7 protein-coding genes are annotated in these 6953 nt (G+C 43.2%); 2 read left to right on the top strand and 5 right to left on the bottom strand.

What is annotated here, in order from left to right; all coding sequences use genetic code 11:
• Nucleotides 1-280: 280 nt before the first annotated feature.
• Entirely contained in the window at nt 281-790 is a 510-nt protein-coding gene (locus ACHUFV_RS26225) for a YwhD family protein (RefSeq protein WP_394239388.1), read from the bottom strand.
• A gap of 262 nt (nt 791-1052) precedes the next feature.
• Entirely contained in the window at nt 1053-1763 is a 711-nt protein-coding gene (locus ACHUFV_RS26220) for a site-2 protease family protein (protein ID WP_394239387.1), read from the bottom strand.
• 143 nt (nt 1764-1906) lie between these two features.
• Between ACHUFV_RS26220 and ACHUFV_RS26215 the strand changes: the two genes are divergently transcribed.
• Complete coding sequence (locus tag ACHUFV_RS26215; RefSeq protein WP_394239386.1) at nt 1907-2092, top strand: 2-hydroxymuconate tautomerase; 186 nt, start codon at nt 1907-1909, stop codon at nt 2090-2092.
• 109 nt (nt 2093-2201) lie between these two features.
• The gene (locus ACHUFV_RS26210) at nt 2202-2501 is read left to right on the top strand and encodes a hypothetical protein (protein WP_394239385.1); all 300 of its coding nucleotides are present in this window, start codon (nt 2202-2204) and stop codon (nt 2499-2501) included.
• Nucleotides 2502-2513: 12 nt separating this feature from the next.
• Here ACHUFV_RS26210 and ACHUFV_RS26205 read toward each other — a convergent pair whose 3' ends face one another.
• From ACHUFV_RS26205 to ACHUFV_RS26195, 3 genes are all read right to left on the bottom strand, one after another.
• Nucleotides 2514-4541 carry a Na+/H+ antiporter gene (locus ACHUFV_RS26205; RefSeq protein WP_394239384.1) on the bottom strand — a complete coding sequence of 676 codons (2028 nt, stop codon included), beginning with the start codon at nt 4539-4541 and terminating at the stop codon, nt 2514-2516.
• A 116-nt stretch (nt 4542-4657) separates the two neighbouring features.
• The gene (locus tag ACHUFV_RS26200) at nt 4658-5167 is read right to left on the bottom strand and encodes a YwgA family protein (protein WP_394239383.1); all 510 of its coding nucleotides are present in this window, start codon (nt 5165-5167) and stop codon (nt 4658-4660) included.
• Nucleotides 5168-5190: 23 nt separating this feature from the next.
• Nucleotides 5191-6507, bottom strand: coding sequence for an HD domain-containing protein (locus tag ACHUFV_RS26195; RefSeq protein WP_394239394.1), 1317 nt, complete (start codon nt 6505-6507; stop codon nt 5191-5193).
• Nucleotides 6508-6953 lie beyond the last annotated feature (446 nt).

The raw sequence follows: 6953 nt of genomic DNA, 5'->3' as shown, positions 1-6953 counted from the left end.
CTGAAACGGGCATCAGGTCCCACTTCTGATTACCTTTTTACACTCTCGCCCTCTGAAACGGGCATCAGATCACACTCCTGATTCCCTTTTACCTCCCTTTCCCTCTTCAACAGTCATCAGATCGACCTCCTGATTCCCTTTTACCTCCCTCACCCTCCACAAAGGGCATCAGATCATACTCTTAATTACCATTTACACCGTTCTTCACCCTCAACGAGCATCAATAACCCCTCTACAAGTCTTCCTAACAAACAAAAAAAGCCTAGGGTCTCCCCTAAGCTTATGCTTGCAAATCGTCCTTTAATTGCTGCGCTGAACGTTCCCACATGCCTTCATCATGTTTCTGCAGGAACTCCCGCAATATCCCTTTTGACTTCTCATCCATATGGTCAACAATAATATGGCGCTTAATTGATTTATCCATGCGGTTCACATGCTCAGGTAATGACTTGTATCCTCTGCGGATTTCGCGGTCTACTGTCATCTCACATGCTGTCACCCCTGCATAATGCGGCCCGCGTTCATCACGGTCCACCGTTACCCAAACAAGCCAATAAGGCTTGCCATTTGGAACCTCATCTTTATTTGGCAGGAACTTAATCCCCTTTTCCACCACGCTTCTGGCATGCATGGCACCGATATCAATGACAGCGTCACCTTCTTCGACATCAATGATTACCGGTGACACATTATCAAGACTCAACGCGCCTTTGCCAAACCCTTTATGTCCATCCAGCGGTTCATTTTTAATAATATTAAACTCAAGCTTCTTTTTCTTTTTTTCTTCCATCTATAAAAATCCCCTTTCACTTTTAAACAGCGTTGTTGATTTCCGTTGCGGGCACTTCGCTTTCCGCGGGCGACCGCCGAGCCTCCTCGACACTTCGTGTCTGCGGGGTCTCGACTGTCTCGCTTCTCCCGCAGGACATTGAAATTACTTCTTCGAACCTACCCACGCAAGAGAAAATTCGATAGAATTTTCGAGGAGTCTTCGTGCCCTCCACTGCAATCAACCTGCTAAATCTAAATCAAAACTAAAGGTTTTCTCTGCTTTAAAAAAACCAACTATAAAAAAACTCATTCAATCCATTTACCAGCCATGGCAGGACGGTGCCGAAGATCGGCTGGATTGTGTAACGGTCAAGCGGTGTAATGACGAGGATAAGAAATATCAGCATCCCATACTGTTCAAACTGCGTCATTTTTGCCCGTAAGTCAGTTGGTGCAAGGTCCTCAAGGATCCGGTAGCCGTCAAGCGGCGGGAGCGGAAGCAGATTAAAAATAAATAGCACGGCATTCAGCTGAATAAATACATCAAGAAAATCCGGAACAAACGACGGCAGCGATGCGGCCAGCCCTGAGGCCACCAAGCTATACCAAATGATAAAAGCGATACAGACCATAATTAAATTACTCAGCGGTCCGGCAAAGGACACCGTGATGCCGGCAACGCGCGGCTTTTTAAAGAAAAAGCGATTGACCGGTACAGGACGCGCCCAGCCGAAACCAGCAATAAAAATGAGAATCGTACCGATTGGGTCTAGGTGTGAGGCCGGGTTTAAGGTCAATCTTCCCTGATTTTTCGCTGTATCATCGCCAAATCTCCAGGCCGTAAACGCATGCGCAAACTCATGGACGGAAAAAGCAATAATCAATGTTAACGCGACATAAGGAATTTTTTCTAACGGGTATGCCAAAAATTGCGAGAATGAGGAATCCAACGGCAAAAACTCCTTTTCAACTCTTTGAATAAAAGTATACATGATTACCGCGGTAAAGTGAAAAATGTTGCCATTCTGCCTGCAAACAAAAGGAAATTAAATAGGAAAACTTGTGGTACACTAGGTAACAGGTGAAATCCACCGCAGGGCAATACATACTACTCAATAATAGGAGGCTTGTGAACATGCCATATGTTACCGTAAAAATGCTTGAAGGCAGAACAGATGAACAAAAAAAGGCACTCGCTGAAAAGGTAACCGATGCCGTAAGTGAAACAACAGGAGCACCAAAGGAAGCAATCGTTGTCTTCATCGAGGAAATGACAAAAGACAACTATGCTGTAGCCGGGAAACGCTTAAGCGATCAATAATCGCACACCATTCCCCTTGCAAAAAAATATGGTTCTATCCACAGCGATAGAGCCATATTTTTTGATAGAATGAATGTAACAGCTACTCATGGCGCTAGGGGGAACCAAGATGGAAGTCGGGACAAAAATTGCTCAAGTTCAGAACCAAATCAACCAGCATATCGAAACAATTGAGAAATTGGTCAATACATACGAAATTGAGGTTAAACATAATCAATCCTACTCGGAAGATGATCGTATGGTTTTTAAATTATGGCTGCGTGATAATATTTTCCGCATCTGGCTGAACGTCCTTCAGCAGGCCCTCCAAAGCATAGACGACAGCAATAAAACTGACATTATACGTCTATTGACTGAATTTGAAAAACCGATTGCCGACTATATCAATAAGGAATTAGATCTATCATAGACTGCCGTACCCTCATTCCACATGCTCGTACAATGTCACACTCTCAATATAATTAATAAATCGTCTTAATTCCTTTGCCTGCTCCTTGTTGATATCACCCGCTTCGTACATGCGGTGAATTTCGGAACGTTCGATATCCATAACCTTGATACGAAGCTCTTCCTTTTGCTCTTCACTTTTCTCATTATAATGAACAGTCGGCCGCTTTAAACGCCTAATCAGCCGATTATAATCGGCAATCACAATGCTCAGCACCTCTGTCTGATCCATTTCTGACTGCCGCGAATATTCCTCCAGCTTCTTCACCGCATTTTGCAGCGTCTTTATTTGAATGTCCCTTCCAAGAACTCGCAATTCCGCTAATCTTGTTTCCTGACGATTCTGCCCGAGAAAACGAAGCCAAGCTCGTTTAGATCTCCCAATTATGAATAGGATTCCCGAGCGGACATTATTTGACAGGGCGTCTTCCCGGTAATCAAGGGATTTCTCAAAGGTGGCAAACAATTCTTCATCCATCCTGCCTTGACCCATCATCTCCTGGATATACTGCCTTTCTGCTCTTAAGGCTGTCAGGCGGACTTCGCGCACTTTTTTCTGAAACGCATCTGTGTTTGAAGTCTGCTCCTGCTTGTATTTGGCAAACATTCGTTTATACTCATCCATTAATTCATAGGCAACAGCCGCATTTTCCTCCGTCATTTCCACTTTGATTTTCTGTATCGCAGCAAGTAATATTCGACTCTTGGCCTCCGTCAAGTTAAGGACAGAAGGTTCCTCACCTGCCGTCTGCTCCTCTTTACTTAATAGCGGCAGGAAAACTGTCGCCACAATCAACGTAAACAGAATGACGCCCGCTGCTAAAAAAAGGATTAGTGAACGGTGAGGAAACGCTTCTCCATTCTGGATGACAAACGGTATTGAAAGGACCCCTGCCATCGTCACCGCACCACGAACACCTGTCAGACTAATGAACAAGGTATTTTTCACATTTGGTTTGACGTCCATTTTCTTTTTCAAAAACCGATATTCTTGATAGGAAAAAAGATACGACCAGGCAAAGCGGATGGCTAATATCATCAATCCAACTGCCACCACATACCCAATAGCAAGCCAATTACCGATATTCGGGTTTTCTACCGTTTCAATCATGGACGAAGGAATATTTAATCCCAGCAGCAAAAAGACAATCCCGTTTAAGATAAACAAGACAATCGACCAAATATTTTCCGTCAGCACCTTTTCCTGAGCATTCATCGTTTCCGTTTTTTCATGGATAAGCGAGTGAACAATCCCTGCCACCACAACAGCAATCACACCAGAGGCATGGAGCATTTCCTCCGTTATGATAAAAATAATAAATGGAGTCATGATCTGTAAAAGGGAATGAAAGGTAATATCATTAATCCCCTGCTTCCGTAAAATAAAGCGAATCCAAATAATCAGCAGCCCAAGTATAAGACCGAGTAAAGCACCGGCAATGAACATATAGGTAAAATCAAAAACTGCTTCTTTTATCGAAAAGAAGCCAGTAACAACCGCAACAACTGCATAATCAAACGCTACTAAACCGGAAGCATCATTGATAAGTGATTCCCCTCTGACCAGATTCAACACCTGCTCAGGAATGTGGATTCGTTTCGCAATTCCATTCACGGCTACAGGGTCCGTCGGTGAAAGAATCGCTGCCAAGGCGAACGATGCGGCGAGTGGGATTTCAGGAACCATCCAATGAATAAAATAACCACCGCCAACCGCTGTTAGCAAAACCAGCACAATGGCATTTCCAAAGATAGACGCCCTCATCCTCCATAATTCCTCACGCGGAAAATGCCGCCCGTCGTTGTACAAAAGCGGCGCCACAAACAACAGCAAAAACCATTCTGTTTCCAGCTCAAGGGAGATATCCCCGTTAACTAGAGCCAGAACGACCCCAAAGGCAATCTGTGTTAAGGCCGTTGGAATAAACGGAATATAATGGCTGATCACATTTGAAATTAATAAACACAATAATAGCAGTAAGATCGTAAGCAAAAAGTCCAAATGAATATCCTCCCTTTAAAACCTCCTTTTATTTTGCTCTTTTTCTTAATTCTTATTTGAAGAAGGTCTTCAATCACATAAAAAAAGTACAGCGCCCTCTAGCACTGTACTCTGATCTATTGAAGCTCCGCTTTCCCCTTCAGCATCGCAATATATTCATACGCACTATCTACTTCCTCGGTTGTATAGCGCTGTTTGCTTTTTAACGTAAAAATCTTTTCCTGCACTTCTTCCTTTGGCAGGTTATCAAAATATAATACTGTTGAGACAAGTTCAAGAAATCTAGCATTTTGGTTATTCATATCTGTTAAGCATTCCTGCAGATGAGGGATGTCGACATGGCTTTCAGACAGGAATTCCTTGCCGTTATCGGTTACGGTATAACGATATTGATAGTAACCGCCCTTTTTTTCCTTTACTTCTTCTAAAAATCTCATGTTACAAAGCTCTTCAACCTGTACCGTTAACTCCTCTGAGTAGGGTCCATAAAAATGAAATTGAAATTTTTCTCCGAATGGAAAGGATAATTTTTTTGAGATATAAATCATCTTTTGAAGCTTTTTCCTTCCGATAACTTCTCCAGAGGCTGCAATGGCCTGCATGACCTTAGCATGATCTTTTAACACAATTTTCAACTCCTACATCTATATCAATGGACTTTACTTTCGTCTATATCCAGCAGCTTGCGTATTTTCCTTTTAATCTCTTTTGCCGATGAATCATCACAAATGAAATCAATTGGATAATACAGCTTATGATCTGTTCTTCTTTTTCCCGAAATGGCATCAACAATTTCCGACTCTCGTGACAGCTCACGAATCTCGCCGCTTTTCATTAATAAATGAATCGGCAGACGCTCCTCTTCCTCACCAGGCCGGTAAAAATCATACGGTAAATCCGAGGACGAATCGACAACAAGATAATACTCAGGATCCATTCCTGCCTTGTCAAACAGGATAGACAGCTCGGCCAGCTTTTTGTATTCCTTGGCCGGATCAAACTCGGCATATTTAAATAGATTGCGATTCATAAAGCGGCGGCATAGATCACTCAGGATTAGATCATCTTCCTCCTGCCACATTTGAAAATAATAAAGAATCACTGACTCATCCAGCTTCAAATAATCCTCCAGAGTGACCTCTTCTTCAAACATAGAATAGAAATGAACAGGATGGGATTTAAAGGAATAATACTGTTCATGAAGCGCCTTGGCACGGTGCAAAATTTTGGTCAAAATAACCTCCGCACTGCGGGTGACCGGGTGAAAATACACCTGCCAATACATTTGGTAACGGCTCATGATATAATCTTCCACCGCATGCATCCCGCTTTTCTTGATGACAACCTGGTCCTCTCGAGGGCGCATCACCCGCAAGATCCGCTCCATGTCAAAATGGCCGTAGCTAACCCCTGTAAAATACGCATCGCGCTGCAGGTAATCCATACGGTCAGCATCGATTTGACTGGAAATCAAGCTGATGACTAGCTTATTTTGATAGGTTTTAGCAATGACCTCGGCTACATTTTTCGGAAAATCATCTCCTACTCTGCTTAGTACAGCATTTACCTCTGTATCTCCTAAAATAATGGCCTGTGTAAAATACTCATGATCCAGCTGGAACACTTTTTCAAAGGAGTGAGAAAATGGTCCATGTCCTAAATCATGAAGCAGCGCAGCACAGAGGGATAGCAGCCGTTCGTCATGACTCCAGCCTGGACGGCCTTCAAACACATCATCAGCAATACGCCGGACAATCTCATAGACTCCAAGTGAATGGTTAAACCGACTATGCTCTGCTCCATGGAAGGTCAGGAAGGTTGTCCCCAACTGTTTAATTCTACGCAGACGCTGAAATTCCTTCGTTCCAATTAGGTCCCATATCACCCGGTCACGCACATGCACATACCGGTGCACAGGATCCTTGAATACCTTTTCCTCCAACAGCTTTTCCTCTGAATAGGCCATTTTCTCCCCTCTTTTCTGTTCAATCTCATTATGGCAGCCTTCTTGTAGGCGGATTATTTTCTTATGAAAACTTTTATCGGCTTTCGGTACATTGTCCATCATACCCAAATAAATCTGCGATCTCGACAACACTTTATTTATTATACTCAATCTCCCTGCCACTTCTCTACAAAATTCAACAAAAACCAACCTTTTCTATAAACTGTTAACTTTGTTGTTGATTTCCGTTCAAGAAACTTCGCGCACCTTAGGGCGACCGCCGAGCCTCCTCGACACTTCGTGTCTCCGGGGTCTCGACTGTCTCGCTTCTCCCGCAGGACATTGAATTACTTCCTTGAATCCGCCCACGCACGAGAAAATTCGATAGAATTTTCGAGGAGTCTTCGTGCCTTCCACTGCAATCAACCTACTCACTAAAATTAAGTTTTTTTATAATACATTCTAAT

Source organism: Niallia oryzisoli (assembly GCF_043641075.1).
In the GTDB taxonomy this organism is placed as follows: Bacteria; Bacillota; Bacilli; order Bacillales; family Cytobacillaceae; genus Bacillus_BD; species Bacillus_BD oryzisoli_A.
Note: the sequence above shows the minus strand (reverse complement) of the source record. Positions and strands in the feature narration are given on the sequence as shown.

What these genes read in the sequence shown, in the direction of transcription:
- ACHUFV_RS26220 (WP_394239387.1), bottom strand. Translation starts at nt 1,763, where the DNA reads ATGTATACTTTTATTCAAAGAGTTGAAAAGGAGTTTTTGCCGTTGGAT.
- ACHUFV_RS26195 (WP_394239394.1), bottom strand. Translation starts at nt 6,507, where the DNA reads ATGGCCTATTCAGAGGAAAAGCTGTTGGAGGAAAAGGTATTCAAGGAT.
- ACHUFV_RS26215 (WP_394239386.1), top strand. Translation starts at nt 1,907, where the DNA reads ATGCCATATGTTACCGTAAAAATGCTTGAAGGCAGAACAGATGAACAA.
- ACHUFV_RS26225 (WP_394239388.1), bottom strand. Translation starts at nt 790, where the DNA reads ATGGAAGAAAAAAAGAAAAAGAAGCTTGAGTTTAATATTATTAAAAAT.
- ACHUFV_RS26210 (WP_394239385.1), top strand. Translation starts at nt 2,202, where the DNA reads ATGGAAGTCGGGACAAAAATTGCTCAAGTTCAGAACCAAATCAACCAG.